Genomic DNA, 18,137 nt, shown 5'->3' on the forward strand with positions numbered 1-18,137 from the left:
CGCCGAGGGCGAGGTCAGCCCTGCGTCGGCGAGGGGATGTGCGCCTGCGTTCCGTGACGCAGCCAGAGCACGCCCAAGGGCGGCAGCACCAGTGAGGCGCGGCCTCCTGCGCCCGCATGCACGACGCCCAGGTTGCCGACCCCGGATCCGCCATATGCCTCGGCGTCGGTGTTGAGGATCTCGTGCCACACCCCGCTCTCGGGCAGGTCGAGCTCGTACGAGCCGATCGTCGAGCCCGAGAAGTTCGCCACGACGACGACGGTGTTCCCGTGCCAGTCGCGCCGTGCGAACGCGATGACGTTGGGGTTCCACTGCGGGCCGCCGAGCCGCGCGAAGGCGGCGCCGTCGCTGTCACGCGCCCAGAGCGCGGACTGGTCGCGGTAGACCCGGTTGAGCGTGCCCACGAAGTGCTGCAGCTGGGCGTGCGCCGGCTGGTCCAGCAGCCACCAGTCGAGGGAGCGACCCTCGGACCATTCCGAAAGCTGCCCGAACTCCTGTCCCATGAACAGCAGCTGCTTGCCCGGGTGCCCCCACATGTAGGCCAGGAACGCCCGCATGTTCGCCAGCTGCTGCCAGTGATCGCCCGGCATCCGGCCGAAGAGGCTGCCCTTGCCGTGGACGACCTCGTCGTGGCTGATCGGGAGGACGTAGTTCTCGCTGAAGGCGTAGACGAACGAGAACGACATCTCGCCCTCATGGTGGGAGCGGTAGAGCGGATCGCGCGCGATGTACTGCAGCGAGTCGTTCATCCAGCCCATGTTCCACTTGAACCCGAAGCCGAGACCGGCCTGGCTGGTCGGGGCGGTGACGCCGGGGAAGCTGGTCGACTCCTCGGCGATCATCGCGATGCCCGGGTAGCGCTTGTAGGCGGTGGCGTTGACCTCCTGCAGGAAGCGGATGGCCTCGAGGTTCTCACGCCCGCCGTGCACGTTGGGCGCCCATTCGCCCTCGTTGCGGGAGTAGTCGAGGTAGAGCATCGAGGCGACGGCATCCACCCGCAGACCGTCGACGTGGAACTCCTCGAACCAGTACAGGGCATTGGCGACGAGGAAGTTGCGGACCTCGTTGCGGCCGTAGTCGAAGATGTACGTGCCCCAGTCGCGGTGCTCGCCGCGCCGCGGATCCGGGTGCTCGTACAGGGCCTCGCCGTCGAAGCGGGCGAGCGCGAAGGCATCCTTCGGGAAGTGGCCGGGGACCCAGTCCATGATCACCCCGATGCCCGCCTGGTGCAGGCGGTCGATCAGGTAGCGCAGGTCGTCGGGGTCGCCGTACCGGCTCGTCGGCGCGTAGTACCCGGTGACCTGGTAGCCCCAGGAGCCGCCGAACGGATGCTCGGCGAGGGGGAGGAACTCCACGTGGGTGAATCCCTGCCCGGTGACGTAGTCGATCAGCTGGTCCGCGGCATCCCGGTACGACAGGCCCTGCCGCCAGCTGCCGAAGTGCAGCTCGTAGACCGACATCGGCCGCGACACCGGGGTGGTCTTCGCGCGCTGCGCGAGCCACGCGTCGTCGCCCCACGTGTACGAGGAGCGAGTGACGACGGATGCCGTCGCCGGCGGCACCTCGGCGAACCGCGCCATCGGGTCGGCCTTCAGCACCCACTGCCCGTTGCGGCCGAGCAGCTCGAACTTGTAGGCGGTGCCCTGGCCGATGCCGGGGACGAAGAGCTCCCAGACGCCGCTGTCGCCCATGGAGCGCATCGAGTGGCCCTGTCCGTCCCAGCCGTTGAAGTCGCCGACGACCCGGACGGCGCGGGCGTTGGGGGCCCACACGGTGAACGCCGTGCCGGATGCGCCCTCGTGGTCGCGCTCGTGCGCGCCCAGGACGCGCCAGAGCTCCTCATGCCGGCCCTCGCGGATCAGGTGGAGATCGAGCGCGCCGATCGTGGGGGAGTGCCGGTAGGGATCCTCGGCGACGTAGTCCGGGCCGTCCTCGTATCCGGCGACGAGCTGATATCGGCCCGGCGCCCCGGTGCGCGTCCCCTCCCAGATCCCGGCGCGGACATGCTCGAGGGGAACCCGCGTGCCGTCCGCGAAAACGGCCGTCACGCTCCGCGCCAGAGGTCGCCGCGTACGCACGATCCAGGTTTTCGTGCCCTCGGCATCCGTGTCGGGGTGGATGCCGAGCACGGCGTGCGGGTCGTGGTACGAGCCGGTGGCGACGGTGTCGAGGAGCTCGTCGGAGGGCATCATCGGGACTCCTTCACGTGGAGGATGTGGACCGGCTCGGTGAACGCGTCGAGCATCACGAAGTTGTGATCCGACCACGTCCACGTCGCGCCGGTGACGAGGTCCTCGACCTCGTACGGAGTGCCCGGCTCGACTCCCCACACGCGGGTGTCGAGGTGGACCATCGTCTGACGCACCGAGTGGGGGTCGGTGTTGACCACGACGATGACGGTGTCGCTGCGTCCGTCGGGGGACACCGCCGCATCCAGGTGCTTCGCGTAGACCAGGATGGCGTCGTCGTCGCTCCAGTGGACGCTGAGGTTGCGCAGCTGCCGGAGCGCGGGATGGGCGCGCCGGATCTCGTTGAGCCTGGTCAGGAAGGGCGCCAGCGAGTCGCCCCGCTCGACGGCACCCGCCCAGTCGCGGAACTTGTACTCGTACTTCTCGTTGTCGATGTTCTCTTCCGACCCCGGCCTGGCGACGTTCTCGTAGAGCTCGTAGCCCGCGTACACGCCGTACGTCGGGGCGGCCGTCGCCGCGATGGCGGCGCGGATCCGGTACGCCGGACGGCCGCCGTACTGGAGGTACTCCGTCAGGATGTCGGGCGTGTTGACGAAGAGGTTCGGGCGGAGGAAGTCGGCGGTCTCGTGGGCCAGCTGCGAGAGGAACTCCTCGAGCTCGGCCTTGGTGTTGCGCCACGTGAAGTACGTGTAGCTCTGCTGGAAGCCGGCCGATGCGAGGCTCTGCAGCGGAGCGGGCCTGGTGAAGGCCTCCGCCAGGAACACGACGTCGGGGTTCTCCGCGTTGACCGTCCGGATGAGCCACTCCCAGAACTGCAGGGGCTTCGTGTGCGGATTGTCCACCCGGAAGATGCGCACGCCCTGGGCCACCCAGTGCCGCACGATGCGCAGCACTTCGGCGCGGATGCCGGCGGGGTCGTTGTCGAAGTTGACCGGATAGATGTCCTGGTACTTCTTGGGGGGATTCTCGGCGTACGCGATCGAGCCGTCCGGAAGGGTCGTGAACCACTCGGGGTGCTCGGCGACCCACGGGTGGTCGGGTGCGGCCTGCAGTGCGAGATCCAGTGCGACCTCGAGGCCCTCGGCCCTGGCAGCCCGGACGAACGCCCGGAAGTCCGCGAGCCCGCCGAGGTCGGGATGCACCGCGTCGTGGCCCCCCGCCGCCGAGCCGATCGCCCAGGGGGACCCCGGGTCGCCGGGTCCGGCGTCGAGGGTGTTGTTCGGTCCCTTGCGGTTGAGCGTGCCGATGGGGTGGATGGGCGGCAGGTAGAGCACCTCGAACCCCATGGCCGCGACGCCCGGGAGCCGCTTGGCGGCAGTGCGGAACGTGCCGCTCTTGACGGTGCCGTCCTTGAGCCGGCGCGCGCCCTCCGAGCGCGGGAAGAACTCGTACCACGCGCCCACTCCGGCACGCTCGCGCTCCACGAGGAGTTCCAGGTCGTCCCCGAGCGTGACGAGCGACATGACGGGGCGTTGACGGAAGAAGCCGGCGATGGTGGCGTCGGTCACGATCTCCAGCGCGCCGGCGTCGTCGAGGCCGGCGTCACGGAGCGACGCGGCAGCAGTCGCCAGCGCCTTCCGCTCCGCCGCCGGGCGGTCCTTCTCGGCGCGCGCACGGTCGAACAGGAGCGCCCCGATCTCGCGCATGAGCGCCGCATCCACCCCGGCGGCGATCTTGAGGGCGGCGGCGTGCTCCCACGTGGCGAACTCGTCGCCGAACGACTCGAACCGGAAGCGCCAGACGCCCTGCTCCAGCAGCGCGACCTCCGTCCGCCACCGGTCGAATCCGTCTTCGAGGGGGTCCAGGCGGTGCAGCGACTCGTCGCCGGAGGGCGAGAACAGGCGCAGCTGCACACCGATGCGGTCATGCCCCTCGCGGAACGACGTCACGACGAACGGGACGACCTCGCCTACGAACGCCTTCGGCCGGTAATCGCCCCACGGCACCGCCGGGGACGGCTTGGCGAGCGGGACCCGGCGCGACGCCGTGTCGGACTCCGGCTGCCGGGCGGGGACAGGGCGGACGGGAAGGGCTGCGGCGCTCCGCCACGGGCGGGGGCGCTCTGAGCGCGTCGACGTGACCACGAGTCGAACCTATCGCGCGCCCGTCGAACAGCACAGCGAGGTGACGACCGGCGCCGGATGCGGTAGCGTGCGTCCCCGCCGCGGGCGGGAGCTCGTCTACTCGGCGCGGAAGAGGCGCATGGACGTCCCGGGGAGCCGGACGATCTCGCCCGGCGCGTACGCGGTCTCCGTGGCCGCGGAGGGGACCTCGTCAGCGCTGGACCACAGCGACGTGAACCTCGTCACACCGTCGATGTCGGGCAGCGTCACATCGATCGGCCGCTCGGTCCCGTGCACCATGAGCAGCACGCGGTTGAAGCCCTCGAACTCCGGCGTCGAGGCCGCGACGTACTGGAGCGTCCGGTGCGCGGGGTCGGTCCAGCGCTCGCCCGACATCGTCCGGCCGTGCTCGTCGTACCACTCCATGACGGACGCCGACGGCGTGTGCTCGCCGAGACGGGCGAAGCGGCTCGGGCGAAGGGCCGGATTGTCCCGCCGCAGTCGCAGCAGGTGGCGCACGTGCGCGTAGAGGTCGCGCTGCCACGGCGCGTGCTCCCAGGACAGCCACGTGAGCATCGAGTCGTGGCAGTAGGCGTTGTTGTTCCCGCGCTGAGTGCGCGCGAACTCGTCGCCGGCGGTCAGCATCGGGACGCCGGCGGACAGCAGCAGGGTCCCCAGCAGGTTGCGCATCGCCTTGCGTCGCGTGGCCAGGATGGCCTCGTCGTCGGTGGGTCCTTCCGCGCCGTGGTTGAACGACCGGTTGGTGTCGGCGCCGTCGCGGTTCTGCTCGCCGTTCCCGTGGTTGTGCTTGACGTCGTACGACACCAGATCGCGCAGGGTGAAGCCGTCGTGCGCGGTGATGAAGTTGACGCCGGCGAGGGGGCCGCGCTCCTCGACGAAGGTGTTCGCGGATCCGGCGAGGCGGGTGGCGAATCCACCGACGCCGACCGGCGAGGTCGACGCGCGACGGGCGTAGTCGACGTCGCTGAGCCAGAAGTTGCGGACGCGGTCGCGGTAGCGGTCGTTCCACTCGCTCCAGCCCTCGCCGAAGCCGCCGGTCTGCCAGCCGCCCAGGCCGACGTCCCACGGCTCGGCGATCTTCTTCACGCCTTCGAGGGCGGGGTCGTCGAGGATCGCGCGCAGGAGCGGGTGATCGGGGGTGAACGTATGCGCCGCGTCGCGCCCCAGCGTCGCGGCGAGATCGAAGCGGAAGCCGTCGACCTGGACGTCGTCTGCCCAGTACCGCAGCGAATCCAGCACGAGCCGGGCCGCGGCATCCGTCGACGTGTCCAGCGAGTTGCCGCAGCCGGTCACGTCGATGTAAGCGCCGTCCGCCTGCTGCCGGTAGTAGGCGCGGTTGTCGATGCCCCGGAGGCTGGACCGCGGACCGCCGATGCCCTCTTCGGCGGTGTGGTTGTACACGACATCGAGGATGACCTCCAGGCCCGCCTCGTGGAGCAGCTTCACCATGCCCTTGAACTCGCGCAGCACCGCGTCGGGTCCCTGGCGGCGGGCGTCCTCGGTGGCGTACGCCGCGTGCGGCGTGAAGAAGTTCAGGGAGTTGTAGCCCCAGTAGTTGGTGAGGCCGTGCTGGAGGAGGCGGGGCTCCGTCGTGAAGGCGTGCACCGGAAGCAGCTGGATGCTCGTGACCCCGAGGTCGAGGAAGTGGTGCACCATCGCCGGGTGCGCAAGTCCCGCGTACGTGCCGCGCAGCGCGCCCGGGACATCCGGATGCCGCTTGGACAGGCCTTTGAGGTGTCCTTCGTAGATCACCGTGCGGTCCATGGGCACCCGCGGCTTGCTTGCACCCGCCCAATCGAACGATCCGTCGACCACCGCCGATCGCCAGCCGTCGTAGCCCGTGCGCACGAGGCCCCGCGTGTACGGGTCGAGCAGGAGCGCGCCGTGATTGAACATGTTGCCCGGCCCCGGGGGGCCGTCGACGCGGATCGCGTAGCGCACGCCGGGGCGGAGCAGGGGAGAGGTGACCTCCCAGACGCCCCCTCCGACGTGAGCGAGGGGCTCGGTCGCGGTGATCCAGTCGAGGTCGGTGTCGTCGAAGATGACGAGGTCCACTGCGCCCGCCGCTCCGGACCACACGCGCAGCCGGCCGCCCCCGGGCACGAGCACCACGCCCAGCCCGTCGAGCTCCGGGCTGAGCAGTCCCGGGAGGGGAGGCGAGATGACGGACTCCGGGCTGACCATGCGGACTACGATAACCATGGTCGGAGTCGGGGATGTTACGGGACTCGGTCCCATGACCTCCGGCACTCGGGCGCACGGCGACCGCAGATCGATCGCGAAGGAGGTCCGCGTGCAGATCTACCTCGACCACGCCGCGACCGCCCCGCTGCGACCGGAGGTGCGCGTGGCCTGGATCGACGCCGCCTCGAGCGTCGGGAACGCCTCGTCGATCCACGGTGCCGGCCAGCACGCCCGGCGCCTGCTGGAGGAGGCGCGAGAGCGACTGGCGGCGGTCCTCGACGCCGACCCGATCGAGGTGGTGTTCACCTCGGGGGGCACCGAGGCCGTCAACCTCGCCGTCAAAGGCCTGTGGTGGGCTCGCGGCCCGGAGGAGGACTCCGTGGTGCTGCCCGACGCCGAGCACCACGCCACGCTCGATGCCGTGGCGTGGCTGCAGTCGCAGGGTGCGCACGTGCGCCACGTGGGCGTCGACGCCGAGGCGCGCATCCGCCTCGACGAGCTCGCCGCGCGCATGCCGGGGGCGGCGCTGGCGACCGGCCTGGTTGCGAACAACGAGTGCGGCACCGTCAACGACGCCGCCTCGATGTCGCGAGCGGCGCTCGACGCCGGGGTTCCCCTGCACCTGGACGCCGTCGCGGCCTTCGGTCACGTGCCGGTGTCGTTCCGTGCGTGGCGAGCGGATGCCCGGGGAAGGGCGGGCCTGGCAGCCCTGAGCGTCTCGGCGCACAAGATCGGCGGGCCCGCCGGCGTCGGCGCCCTCGTGGTCGCCCGCGGCGCCGAGCTCACCCCCCTCGTTCACGGGGGAGGCCAGCAGCGGAGCCTCCGCGCCGGCACGCAGGACGTGCCGGGGGCCGTCGGCTTCGCGGTGGCGGCCGAGCTGGCCGAGGCCGAGCGCGAGGCCGAGGCGGGGCGGCTGGCCGCTCTGCGCGGACGGCTGGTGGGCGGCATCCGTCACTCGATCCCGGACGCGGTGCTGCTGGGCGACCCCGTCGACCGCATCCCCGGGAACGCGCATGTCCTGTTCCCCGGAGCATCGGGCGAGACGCTGCTGTTCCTGCTGGACGTCGCCGGCATCGCGGTCTCGACCGGGTCGGCGTGCCAGGCCGGCGTACCGGAGCCGTCGCACGTCGTGCGGGCGATGGGGCGGACGGATGCCGAGGCCCGGCAGGTGCTCCGCTTCACGATGGGTCGCACCACGGCCGACGAGGACGTCGACGCGGTGCTGGCCGCACTGCCGGACGCGGTCGAGCGCGCCCGGGCCGCGTCCGGGTCCCGGTCAGGCTCGCGTTCGTAGACTGGACGCATGCGAATCCTTGCGGCCATGAGCGGTGGCGTCGATTCCGCCGTCGCGGCCGCGCGCGCCGTGGACGCGGGTCACGACGTCGTCGGCGTGCACCTCGCGCTGTCCCGCGCCGGCGGCACGCTGCGCACCGGCAGCCGCGGGTGCTGCACGATCGAGGACGCGATGGACGCGCGACGCGCGGCCGACCGGCTCGGGATCCCCTTCTACGTCTGGGACTTCTCGGAGCGCTTCCGCGACGACGTCATCGACGACTTCGTCGCCGAGTACCGCGCCGGGCGCACCCCCAATCCGTGCATGCGCTGCAACGAGAAGATCAAGTTCGCCGCGCTGCTCGAGCGTGCGCTCGAGCTGGGCTTCGACGCCGTCTGCACGGGCCACTACGCCACGCTCGTCGAGGGACCGGGCGGACGGGAGCTGCACCGCGCGTCGGATGCCGCGAAGGACCAGTCGTACGTGCTCGGCGTGCTCACTGCCGAGCAGCTCGCGCACACGTACTTCCCGCTCGGCGCGACGCCCTCCAAGGCGGTCGTACGCGCCGAGGCGGAGTCCAGGGGGCTCACGGTCGCGCACAAGCCCGACAGCCACGACATCTGCTTCATTCCCGACGGCGACACGCGCGGCTGGCTGGCGGAGAAGGTGGGCGCCGAGCGCGGCGACATCGTCGACCGGACAGGCACCGTGGTCGGCGCGCACGACGGTGCGCACGCCTTCACGGTGGGCCAGCGCCGCGGCCTTCAGCTCGGCATGCCCGCGCCTGACGGCAAGCCCCGCTTCGTGCTGGAGGTCCGACCCGTCACCAACACGGTCGTGGTCGGTCCGAAGGAGGCCCTGGCGACCGCCGAGATCGCCGGAGAGCGCTACACCTGGGCAGGGCGCGCGCCCGGGACCGGCGCGTTCGCGTGCGATGTGCAGATCCGTGCGCACGCCGACCCCGTGCCGGCCGCCGCCGTTCTCCGCGAGGGCGTGCTGACCGTCGTGCCGACGACCCCGTTCGACGGCGTCGCGCCCGGCCAGACGGCCGTGCTCTACGACGGAACCCGCGTCATCGGGCAGTTCACGATCGACCGAACCGTGTCGGCCGTCCCCGTGGGCGCCTGAGCGGCGGAAGATCCGCAAGCACCTCGTGCTGTCGGACCCCACTCCTAGACTGACGGGGTGACGGATGCCGTACTTCCCGCAGACGCCGGTCTCGAGGCCGCGCGAGCCGAAGCCCAGGAACTGACGGATCGCATCCTCGACGCGCGGGACGCGTACTACGGCCGCAACGCCGAGATCGTCGACGACGCGACGTACGACGCCTGGATGCGGCGCCTCGAAGAGATCGAGCACATGCACCCCGAGCTGCAGGGGCAGGACTCGCCCACGCAGACGGTGGGCGCGGCCGAGAGCTCGATGTTCGCCCCGGTCGAGCACGCGGAGCGCATGCTGAGCCTCGACAACGTCTTCAGTCCCGACGAGCTGCACGACTGGTGCGTCAAGACCGAAGCGGCCGCCGGGCGCAGGGTGCGGTGGCTCACCGAGCTCAAGATCGACGGGCTCGCCATCAGCCTCCGGTACGAGCGCGGAGTGCTCACCTCCGCCGCCACCCGCGGCGACGGCCGGATCGGCGAGGACGTCACGATGAACGCGGCGCGTGTCGCCGGCATCCCGCACCGCCTTGCCGGCACCGGGCACCCCGACCTCGTGGAGGTCCGCGGCGAGGTGTTCATCCCCGTTGCCGCCTTCGAGCGGCTCAACGCGCTGCAAGCCGAGATGCGCGATCGCGCCGTCGGCGAGACGCGCGCCCGGAGCCGGGCTTTCGACGAGGCCAAGGCCCGCATCAGCGCGGAGCGTCGCTTCCCCTCGTTCGCCAATCCCCGCAACGCCGCCTCCGGCGGCCTCCGCCAGCAGCTCGACAAGAAGGACGGCCTCGAGCGCGAGGCCGGTCAGGCGAGGCTGGACTCCCTGCGCCTCTTCGTCCACGGCATCGGCGCGTGGAGCGAGCCGCCGGTCGGCTCGCAGAGCGAGACGTACGCCCTCCTGGCCGAGTGGGGCCTGCCCGCGAGCCCGTACTTCCGCACCGCCGACGACGTCGACGGGGTGCTCGACTTCGTCGCCCACTATGGTGAGCACCGCCACGACGTGGAGCACGAGATCGACGGGGTCGTGGTCAAGATCGACGAGCTCGCGCTGCATGACGAGCTGGGCGCGACGAGCCGTGCGCCGCGCTGGGCGATCGCGTACAAGTACCCGCCCGAGCAGGTGAACACGAAGCTGCTCGACATCGTCGTGTCGGTGGGGCGCACCGGGCGCGCCACCCCGTTCGCGGTCATGGCGCCCGCACGCGTCGCCGGCTCCGTGGTGCGACAGGCGACGCTGCACAATCAGGACGTGGTGCGCGCCAAGGGCGTGCTCATCGGCGACACCGTCGTGCTGCGCAAGGCCGGCGACGTCATCCCCGAGGTCCTCGGCCCCGTCGTCGAGCTGCGCGACGGCTCCGAGCGCGAGTTCGTGATGCCCGCCCACTGCCCGGAGTGCGGATCGCCGCTCGCGCCGGCCAAGGAGGGCGACATCGATCTGCGGTGCCCCAACACCCGCGCCTGCCCGGCGCAGGTGCGGGGCCGGGTCGAGCACATCGGCTCGCGCGGCGCCCTCGACATCGAGGCGCTGGGCGAGGTGACCGCGGCGGCCCTCACGCAGCCCTCGGTGCCCGAGGAGCCCCCGCTCGACACCGAGGCGAGCCTGTTCGACCTCACCCTCGATCAGCTCGTGCCGATCGAGGTCGTGGTGCGCGACGCCGAGACGGGCGAGCCCCGCGTCGACGAGAAGACCGGCGAGCTCGTGCGGCGGGCGCCGTTCCGCCGCAACCCCTCGGCGGCCGAGAAGAAGGCGGGCCTGACCGGCCCGCAGCCCTCGGCGCAGGCCCTGACCCTGCTCGATCAGCTTGAGCGGGCGAAGACCAAGGAGCTCTGGCGATTCCTCGTCGCACTGAACATCCGGCACGTCGGTCCCGTCGCCGCGCGCGCTCTCGCCCAGTGGTTCGGCTCGGTGGCGGCCATCCGCGCGGCGTCGCGCGACGAGCTGGCGGGGGTCGAGGGCGTCGGCGGCATCATCGCCGACTCGCTGAGCGACTGGTTCGCCGTGGATTGGCATCGCGAGATCGTGGAGCGCTGGGAAGCAGCGGGCGCGCGGCTGGCCACGCCCGGTCACCCCGGGCCCGGCGGCGCGGTGGCCGGCGGCGGGGTGCTCGATGGTCTCACCGTGGTCGCCACCGGCTCACTGGAGGGGTACACGCGTGAGGGAGCGCAGGAGGCCATCATCCAGGCCGGCGGGAAGGCCGCCTCCAGCGTGTCGAAGAAGACCGACTTCGTCGCGGCGGGTCCCGGCGCAGGCTCCAAGCTGGCCAAGGCCGAGGAGCTCGGCATCCGGATCCTCGACGCCGCGCAGTTCCACGTGCTCGTCACCCAGGGGCCCGAGGCGCTGGAGCCGCTCGCCCCGGATGCCGGATGAGGGCATGATGGCGCCATGGCCCAATGGCTCTACCGCATCGTGCCCTCCCGACCGGAGATGGTCGCCGACGCGACCGACGACGAGCAGCGCATCGTCGCGGACCACTTCGAGTATCTGGTCGACCTGCGCGACCGCGGCATCCTGATCCTCGCCGGGCGCACGCAGGAGGACGAGGGGACGTTCGGCGTCACGATCTTCGAGGCCGACGACGAGCAGGCCGCCCGGGCGGTCATGGCGGCCGACCCAGGGATCTCGGGAGGAGTGTTCCTTGCGACCCTCCACCCCTATCGCGTCGCTGTGGCGCGGGACGGCCTCGCCGACTGACGCCGGATCTCCCGGCGACGGAGACCGACCCCTGCTGATCAGGAGCCGCTGTTGAGCGCCAGCAGGCGTTCGCGCACCTGACGGCGGAGCACCTTGCCGATCAGCGACTTCGGCAGCTCATCGACCACGAAGACGCGGCGCGGCACCTTGTAGGGCGTGAGGATGCCCCGGGCGAACTCGCGCACGGCGTCCACGTCGACCTCCTGACCGGGAGCGGCCACCACCGCCGCGACGACCTCCTCGCCGGAGTGGTCGCTGGGAAGGCCCACGACGGCGGCATCCTCGATCTGCGGGTGCTGCCGCAGCGCGTTCTCCACCTCGGTCGGGGCGACGTTGAAACCGCCGGTGATGATGAGCTCCTTGATGCGGTCCACGATGCGCACGAAGCCGGCGTCGTCGATGGTGACGATGTCGCCGGTGCGGAACCAGCCGTCGGCGAAGACGGCCTCGGTCTCCTCCGGCTTGCCGTAGTAGCCGCTGAAGACCTGCGGGCCGCGGACGACGAGCTCGCCCCGCTCGCCTGCGGGGACGTCGGCCGTCGGGTCATCCGGGTCCACGACCCGGCACTCGGTGCCCGGCAGCGGAAGGCCGACGGTCCCCGGCACGCGGTTCTCGGCGACGGGATTCGCCATGAGCACGGGCGAGCACTCGCTGAGGCCGTAGCCTTCGACGAGATAGCCGCCGGATGCCTCCTCGAACGGGACCACGAGCTCATGCGGCAGCGCCATCGCCCCCGAGATCGCGACCTGCGTGCCCGCGAGCGAGACGCCCTTCTCGCGCGCCGCCGCGAGCAGGCGGTCCGCGATGGGCGGCACCAGCGGGAGGAACGTCGCGGGATGCTTCTTCGTGACCTCGAGCACCATGTCGGGGTCGAAGCGCGGGAACAGCACGAGACGCGCGCCCATGGACATCGCGAAGGTCAGGCACAGCGTGAGCCCGTACGCGTGGAACATCGGCAGGACCGCGTAGAAGACGCATCCGTCGCCCCGCACGATCGACGGCACCCACGCCTGGGCCTGCGCCGCGTTGGACAGGAGGTTCCGATGGGTCAGCGCCGCGCCCTTGGGTGCGCCCGTCGTGCCGCTGGTGTACTGGATCAGGGCGAGGTCGTCGGTGCCCGGGCGCGGGTGCGATGCGGGCAGCGGCGACGCGCCCACGACCTGCGCCCACGGCACGGTGCCCGAGACGCGCTCGGCGAGCGCCCCCCGCGCCTCGCGGGCCTTGGCGATGGGAAGCGTCAGGGCGACGCGCATGCGCAGCGGCATCGCCTTGACGACGTCCACCGAGATCAGGTTCGACACAGCGACGTCGGCGGGGAACTCCTGCACGGTCTTGACGACCTTGGTCCACACGATGGCGTGCTTGGCGCCGTGGTCCTCGAACTGCTTGCGCAGCTCGCGCGGCGTGTAGAGCGGATTGTGCTCGACGACGACGGCCCCGAGTCGCAGGATCGCGTAGAAGGCGACGATGTGCTGGGGGCAGTTGGGCAGCACGATCGCGACCGGGTCTCCGGCCTTCACGCCGAGGTCGCGCAGCCCCGCGGCCGCGCGCTCGATCTGCTCGTGGAGGGAGCGGTACGACGTCTCGCGACCGAAGAACTGCAGGGCCGCGGCATCCGGATAGTCCCGCGCCGACGCGTCGACGATGTCCACGAGCGATCCGGTCACGGGAGCGAGGTCCTCCGGAACCCCCTCCGCATAGCTGGCGATCCAGGGGCGAGGCGGGTCGTACGTCGTCACGCGCTCAGCCTACGCCGCACGCGCCACGGGCCGGGGGTGCGGCCCCGGTAGGCTGTGGGGGTGTCTGAAATCACCCCCGATCTCGTGCGCCATCTCGGTGTGCTCGCCCGGATCCAGCTCAGCGACGAGGAGGTCGGGCGCCTGACAGGGCAGCTCGACGCGATCGTCGACAACATCGCCAAGGTCTCCGAGGTCGCCACCCCCGACGTCCCGGCCACCAGCCACCCGATCGCGCTGCAGAACGTGTTCCGCTCGGACGTTGCCGGTGAGCAGCTGACCCGCGCGCAGGTGCTCCAGAACGCACCGGATGCCGCCGACGGCCGCTTCCGCGTCACCGCGATCCTCGGCGAAGAGCAGTAAGGGGCCCCCGTGACCGATCTCACGAAGCTGAGCGCCGCCGCGCTCGCAGACAAGCTCACCGCCGGCGAGGTCTCCAGCGTCGAGGCGACGCAGGCCCACCTCAACCGCATCGCCGCGGTGGATGCCGACATCCACGCCTTCCTGCACGTCAACGCGCGCGCGCTCGACGTCGCCGCCGACGTCGACCGCCGTCGCGCCTCCGGCGAGGAGCTCGGCCCGCTCGCGGGCGTGCCGCTCGCGATCAAGGACGTGCTGGTCACGACCGACATGCCCTCCACCAGCGGATCGAAGATCCTCGAGGGGTACATGTCGCCGTACGACGCCACCGTCGTCGCACGGTCCCGCGCCGCCGGACTCGTCCCGCTCGGCAAGACGAACATGGACGAGTTCGCCATGGGGTCCTCGACCGAGCACTCGGCGTATGGACCGACCCGCAATCCGTGGGACCTCGACCGCATCCCCGGCGGCTCCGGTGGTGGCTCGGCCGCGGCTGTCGCCGCCTTCGAGGCGCCGCTCGCGCTCGGCTCCGACACGGGCGGATCGATCCGTCAGCCGGCGCACGTCACGGGGACGGTGGGGATCAAGCCCACCTACGGGGGCGTGAGCCGGTACGGTGCCATCGCCCTCGCCTCGAGCCTGGACCAGGTCGGTCCGGTCACCCGCACGGTGCTCGACGCCGGGCTCCTTCATGACGTGATCGGCGGCCACGACCCGCACGACTCCACCTCGCTCGCGCACGAGTGGCCGTCGTTCGCCGCGGCCGCGCGGGAAGGCGCGAGCGGTGGCGTCCTCAAGGGACTCAAGGTCGGCGTCATCCGGGAGTTGCCCGACAGCGGCTTCCAGGCCGGCGTCTCGGAGTCCTTCCGGTCCGCGCTGGCGGCGATGGAGGCGCAGGGCGCCGAGATCGTCGAAATCAGCGCACCGCACTTCGAGTACGGGGTCGCCGCGTACTACCTGATCCTCCCGGCCGAGGCGTCCAGCAACCTCGCCAAGTTCGACTCGGTGCGCTTCGGGCTCCGCGTCGACGTGCCGGGCGGCACGGTCGAGGATGTCATGGCCGCGACCCGCGACGCCGGCTTCGGCGACGAGGTGAAGCGTCGCGTCATCCTCGGCACCTACGCCCTCTCCGCGGGGTACTACGACGCGTACTACGGATCGGCGCAGAAGGTGCGGACCCTCATCCAGGGCGACTTCGCCGAGGCGTTCTCGCAGGTCGACGTCATCGCCACGCCGTCCGCTCCGACCACCGCCTTCAAGCTCGGCGAGAAGATCGACGACCCGCTGCAGATGTACCTCAACGACGTCACCACCATCCCCGCCAACCTCGCCGGCGTCCCGGGCATCTCGATCCCGTCCGGCCTGGCCCCCGAGGACGGCCTGCCGGTCGGCATCCAGTTCCTGGCCCCCGCCTACGAGGACGCGCGCCTGTACCGCGTCGGCGCGGCGCTGGAGGCCCTGCTCGTCGACTCATGGGGCGGTCAGCTCCTCGACAGGGCGCCCGCGCTCGGTGTGAACGGAGGAGCCCGCTGATGGCGAAGGACAAGCTGATGGACTTCGACAAGGCGCTCGAACTCTTCGAGCCGGTGCTCGGATTCGAGGTGCACGTCGAGCTCAACACCGAGACCAAGATGTTCTCCGGCGCGGCGAACCCGGCGAACTCCGCCAACCACGGCGCCGAGCCGAACACGCTCGTGGCGCCGGTGGACATGGGCCTGCCCGGCTCGCTCCCTGTCGTGAACGAGACCGCGGTGCGGTACTCGATCAGCCTGGGTCTCGCGCTCGGCTGCTCGATCGCACCGTCCAGCCGGTTCGCGCGGAAGAACTACTTCTACCCCGACCTCGGCAAGAACTACCAGATCTCCCAGTACGACGAGCCGATCGCGTTCGAGGGGCAGGTCGAGATCGAGCTGGCCGACGGCACGGTCGTCGAGGTGCCCATCGAACGGGCGCACATGGAGGAGGATGCCGGCAAGCTGACGCACGTCGGCGGCGCCACCGGTCGCATTCAGGGCGCGGAGTACTCGCTCGTGGACTACAACCGCGCCGGCGTCCCGCTCGTCGAGATCGTCACCAAGCCGATCTTCGGCGCCGAGCACCGCGCGCCGGAGGTGGCGAAGGCGTACGTGCAGACGATCCGCGACATCGTGATCGGCCTGGGCATCTCGGAGGCGCGGATGGAGCGCGGCAACCTGCGGTGCGACGCGAACGTGTCGCTGCGGCCCCGTGGCCAGGAGAAGCTCGGCACCCGCACCGAGACGAAGAACGTCAACTCCATGCGCTCGGTCGAGCGCGCGGTGCGCTACGAGATCCAGCGGCAAGCGGCGATCCTCGCGGCCGGCGGAACGATCACGCAGGAGACCCGCCACTGGCACGAGGACACCGGCACGACCTCGCCTGGTCGGCCCAAGTCGGATGCCGACGACTACCGGTACTTCCCGGAGCCGGACCTGCTCCCGGTCGCCCCGGCACCCGAGCTCATCGAGCAGCTCCGCGCGGCGCTGCCCGAACCGCCGGCCGCCCGTCGCCGGCGTCTGAAGGGGGAGTGGGGCTTCAACGACATCGACTTCCAGGGTGTCGTGAACGCCGGGCTCCTGGCCGAGGTCGAGGCGACCGTGGCGGCCGGTGCGTCGCCTGCTGCCGCCCGCAAATGGTGGATGAGCGAGATCAGCCGTATCGCGAACGCGGAGAACCGCGAGCCAGCCGCGCTCGTCACCCCCGCCCAGGTCGCCGCCCTGCAGGCGCTGGTGGACGCGGGCACACTCACCGACAAGCTCGCCCGCCAGGTGCTCGAGGGCGTCATCGCCGGTGAGGGCTCGCCGCAGGAGGTCGTCGACAAGCGCGGACTCGCGGTCGTCTCGGACGACGGCGCGCTCATCGCCGCCATCGACGACGCACTGGCCGCACAGCCCGACGTGCTGGAGAAGATCCGCGACGGCAAGGTGCAGGCCGCCGGCGCCGTGATCGGCGCCGTGATGAAGGCCATGAAGGGGCAGGCGGATGCCGCGCGCGTGCGTGAGCTGATCCTGGAACGCGCGGCCGCCACCGGCGCCTGAGCGCCGCGCCGCAGCACGCCGGCTGCGCCCGCGGCCGGTGTCTGCGGCGCACCCACGCTCCGGCGTGCGGTGCCGCGATTGCTGGAAGAATCGACGCATGGGTCGTGGCGACGGGAGCGGCAGAGTCGTCTCTGCGGATGGTGCCGACGACTCCGGCACCGGCATCCTGCACGTCGACATGGACGCGTTCTACGCCTCCGTCGAGCAGCTCGACGACCCGTCGCTGATTGGCAAGGCGATCATCGTCGGGGCGCCCGACGGCAGATCCGTCGTCTCGAGCGCATCGTACGAGGCGCGACGCTTCGGTGTGCGCTCGGCCATGCCGGTCGGCCAGGCGCTCCGGCTGTGCCCGACCGCCGTCGTGGTGCGGCCTCACTTCGAGCGGTACCTCGCGGTGTCGTCTCAGGTCATGCGGATCTTCCGCGACATCACGCCGCTCGTCGAGCCGCTGTCGATCGACGAGGCCTTCCTGGACGTGCGCGGGGCGCGTCGGCTGTGGGGGAGTCCCGGGCACATCGCTCTCATGCTGCGGCAGCGCGTGCGGGACGAGACGGGGCTCACGTGCAGCGTCGGCGTCGCCGCGACCAAGCACGTCGCGAAGATGGCCTCGACGCTGAGCAAGCCCGACGGGATGCTGATCGTCGCGGCGGCGGACACCGAGGCGTTCCTCGCCCCGCGGTCGGTGCGGGCGCTGTGGGGCGTGGGCCCCAAGGCCTCGGAAGCGCTCGAAGGCCGCGGCATCCGCACCATCGCGGACGTGCTCGATGCGCCTCGCGAGGTCCTCGACCGCGCGCTCGGGCCCGCGATGGGCGACCGCGTCTGGCATCTCGCCCGCGGGATCGATGCCCGGGAGGTCGACACCGAGCGGGTGGAGAAGAGCGTCGGCCACGAAGAGACCTTCGACCAGGACATCGGCGACGCCGTCGTGCTGCGGTCGGAGCTGCGGCGGCTCGCGGATCGTGTGGGCGCGCGCCTGCGGGCGAACGGGTGGGAGGCGTCGACCGTGGCGATCAAGGTCCGGTTCTCGGACTTCACGACGATCTCGCGGTCGCAGACCCTCGCGGAGCCCACGGCCGTCGGTCAGCGGATCGGGGATGCCGCGCACGAGCTGTTCGGGTCGGTGGAACGCGCGCTTCCGGTGCGGCTCATCGGCGTGCGCGCCGAGAGGCTCCGTCCCGCCGGGGTGGCGGCGCCCACGCTGTGGGACGACGACGAGGGCTGGCGGCGCATCGAGGACGCCCTGGACGGGGCGACGGCGAAGTTCGGCCGCGGAGCCGTCACGCGCGCGACGCTGCTGGGCTCGCGGGGCGGCGGATCCGTGCCGACGAGCCCTCCGGCGCCGCGTCTCGACCACGGCTGACACGAGGCCGCCTCGGCAGCGTGACGCACCGGCCTTGCGGTGATGACTGTGC

The 18,137-nt window shown here is 71.5% G+C and carries 12 protein-coding genes; 8 read left to right on the top strand and 4 right to left on the bottom strand.

Going from position 1 to position 18,137, the window contains the following annotated elements:
- Positions 1-14: 14 nt before the first annotated feature.
- The 3 genes from glgB to glgX form a co-directional block, all read right to left on the bottom strand.
- Positions 15-2,192, bottom strand: coding sequence for a 1,4-alpha-glucan branching protein GlgB (glgB, locus tag V6R91_RS21520; protein WP_336396959.1), 2,178 nt, complete (start codon positions 2,190-2,192; stop codon positions 15-17).
- The gene (locus V6R91_RS21525; RefSeq protein ID WP_336396960.1) at positions 2,189-4,273 is read right to left on the bottom strand and encodes a maltotransferase domain-containing protein; all 2,085 of its coding nucleotides are present in this window, start codon (positions 4,271-4,273) and stop codon (positions 2,189-2,191) included. The genes glgB and V6R91_RS21525 overlap by 4 nt, the downstream gene beginning before the upstream one ends.
- A gap of 96 nt (positions 4,274-4,369) precedes the next feature.
- Positions 4,370-6,457, bottom strand: a complete 2,088-nt coding sequence (gene glgX, locus V6R91_RS21530) for a glycogen debranching protein GlgX (protein WP_336397132.1) — start codon at positions 6,455-6,457, stop codon at positions 4,370-4,372.
- A gap of 109 nt (positions 6,458-6,566) precedes the next feature.
- Between glgX and V6R91_RS21535 the strand changes: the two genes are divergently transcribed.
- The 4 genes from V6R91_RS21535 to V6R91_RS21550 are packed head-to-tail and all read left to right on the top strand — an operon-like array spanning position 6,567 to position 11,573.
- Complete coding sequence (locus tag V6R91_RS21535; RefSeq protein WP_336397133.1) at positions 6,567-7,751, top strand: cysteine desulfurase family protein; 1,185 nt, start codon at positions 6,567-6,569, stop codon at positions 7,749-7,751.
- 9 nt (positions 7,752-7,760) lie between these two features.
- Complete coding sequence (gene mnmA / locus V6R91_RS21540; protein ID WP_336396961.1) at positions 7,761-8,858, top strand: tRNA 2-thiouridine(34) synthase MnmA; 1,098 nt, start codon at positions 7,761-7,763, stop codon at positions 8,856-8,858.
- A 57-nt stretch (positions 8,859-8,915) separates the two neighbouring features.
- Positions 8,916-11,249 (top strand): NAD-dependent DNA ligase LigA, encoded by a 2,334-nt coding sequence (gene ligA / locus V6R91_RS21545; RefSeq protein WP_336396962.1) that lies wholly within the window; start codon positions 8,916-8,918, stop codon positions 11,247-11,249.
- A 15-nt stretch (positions 11,250-11,264) separates the two neighbouring features.
- Entirely contained in the window at positions 11,265-11,573 is a 309-nt protein-coding gene (locus V6R91_RS21550) for a YciI family protein (protein WP_336396963.1), read from the top strand.
- Positions 11,574-11,611: 38 nt separating this feature from the next.
- Here V6R91_RS21550 and V6R91_RS21555 read toward each other — a convergent pair whose 3' ends face one another.
- Positions 11,612-13,312 (bottom strand): long-chain-fatty-acid--CoA ligase, encoded by a 1,701-nt coding sequence (locus V6R91_RS21555; protein ID WP_336396964.1) that lies wholly within the window; start codon positions 13,310-13,312, stop codon positions 11,612-11,614.
- 60 nt (positions 13,313-13,372) lie between these two features.
- On the opposite strand from V6R91_RS21555, the gene gatC reads away from it, so the two are divergent.
- The 4 genes from gatC to V6R91_RS21575 all read left to right on the top strand — a co-directional run bounded on the left by gatC (position 13,373) and on the right by V6R91_RS21575 (position 18,085).
- Positions 13,373-13,672 (top strand): Asp-tRNA(Asn)/Glu-tRNA(Gln) amidotransferase subunit GatC, encoded by a 300-nt coding sequence (gene gatC, locus V6R91_RS21560; protein ID WP_336396965.1) that lies wholly within the window; start codon positions 13,373-13,375, stop codon positions 13,670-13,672.
- Between the two features lie 9 nt (positions 13,673-13,681).
- Positions 13,682-15,202 carry an Asp-tRNA(Asn)/Glu-tRNA(Gln) amidotransferase subunit GatA gene (gene gatA, locus V6R91_RS21565; protein ID WP_336396966.1) on the top strand — a complete coding sequence of 507 codons (1,521 nt, stop codon included), beginning with the start codon at positions 13,682-13,684 and terminating at the stop codon, positions 15,200-15,202.
- Positions 15,202-16,725 carry an Asp-tRNA(Asn)/Glu-tRNA(Gln) amidotransferase subunit GatB gene (gatB, locus tag V6R91_RS21570; RefSeq protein ID WP_336396967.1) on the top strand — a complete coding sequence of 508 codons (1,524 nt, stop codon included), beginning with the start codon at positions 15,202-15,204 and terminating at the stop codon, positions 16,723-16,725. The genes gatA and gatB overlap by 1 nt, the downstream gene beginning before the upstream one ends.
- 64 nt (positions 16,726-16,789) lie before the next feature.
- Positions 16,790-18,085 carry a DNA polymerase IV gene (locus V6R91_RS21575; protein ID WP_442928165.1) on the top strand — a complete coding sequence of 432 codons (1,296 nt, stop codon included), beginning with the start codon at positions 16,790-16,792 and terminating at the stop codon, positions 18,083-18,085.
- The last annotated feature ends 52 nt before the right edge of the window (positions 18,086-18,137 follow it).

This window comes from Microbacterium sp. CCNWLW41, assembly GCF_037083505.1.

Coding starts and splice junctions, on each gene's coding strand:
- gatB (WP_336396967.1), top strand. CDS start 15,202: ATGGCGAAGGACAAGCTGATGGACTTCGACAAGGCGCTCGAACTCTTC.
- V6R91_RS21550 (WP_336396963.1), top strand. CDS start 11,265: ATGGCCCAATGGCTCTACCGCATCGTGCCCTCCCGACCGGAGATGGTC.
- glgX (WP_336397132.1), bottom strand. CDS start 6,457: ATGGTCAGCCCGGAGTCCGTCATCTCGCCTCCCCTCCCGGGACTGCTC.
- glgB (WP_336396959.1), bottom strand. CDS start 2,192: ATGATGCCCTCCGACGAGCTCCTCGACACCGTCGCCACCGGCTCGTAC.
- mnmA (WP_336396961.1), top strand. CDS start 7,761: ATGCGAATCCTTGCGGCCATGAGCGGTGGCGTCGATTCCGCCGTCGCG.